This window comes from Vibrio sp. 704 (genome assembly GCF_033339295.1).
This window is the reverse complement of record NZ_JAWOUH010000572.1, coordinates 1-638: the sequence shown is the minus strand read 5'-3', so window position 1 is coordinate 638 and position 638 is coordinate 1. Positions and strand designations below refer to the sequence as shown.

The following is a 638-nucleotide window of genomic DNA, read 5'->3' as shown; positions in this document are numbered from 1 at the left end:
GAGAAAGATCTCAAGCAAGCGATCGATGACTTATGTGATCAAGCTGAACAAGTGGTGCGAGAAGGTACCGTTTTAGTGGTTCTTTCCGACCGCGCGTTAGTCAAAGGCAAATTGCCAATTCCAGCCGCCATGGCTGTCGGCGCCGTGCAAACTCGCTTAGTTACAGCCAACCTTCGTTGTGATGCCAACATCGTCGCGGAAACCGCAACCGCACGTGACCCTCATCAATTTGCCGTATTGCTAGGCTTTGGCGCTACGGCGGTTTATCCGTATCTAGCTTATGAAGCGCTAGGCAAGTTGATTGACGATGGTGCCCTAGATAAAGACTACCGCGATGTTATGCAGAACTATCAGTATGGCATCAACAAAGGCTTGTACAAAATCATGTCGAAGATGGGTATTTCGACCATCGCCTCTTACCGTTGCTCACAATTGTTCGAAGCTGTTGGGTTGAGCCGGGAAGTGGTCGACTTGTGCTTTAAAGGCGTAACCACTCGCATCGAAGGCGCAAACTTTGATGATTTCCAACAAGATTTAACCAACTTGTCCCGCAAGGCGTGGGCAAAACGTAAATCGATTGAACATGGTGGATTACTCAAATACGTACATGGCGGTGAGTACCATGCCTACAACCCTGA

Annotated in this window: 1 protein-coding gene; it reads left to right on the top strand. The window is 48.7% G+C overall.

All coding sequences use genetic code 11. The features are described from left to right. The coding region (locus tag R7R24_RS27820) for a glutamate synthase central domain-containing protein (protein WP_318120304.1) at positions 1-638 on the top strand (638 nt) is incomplete at both ends.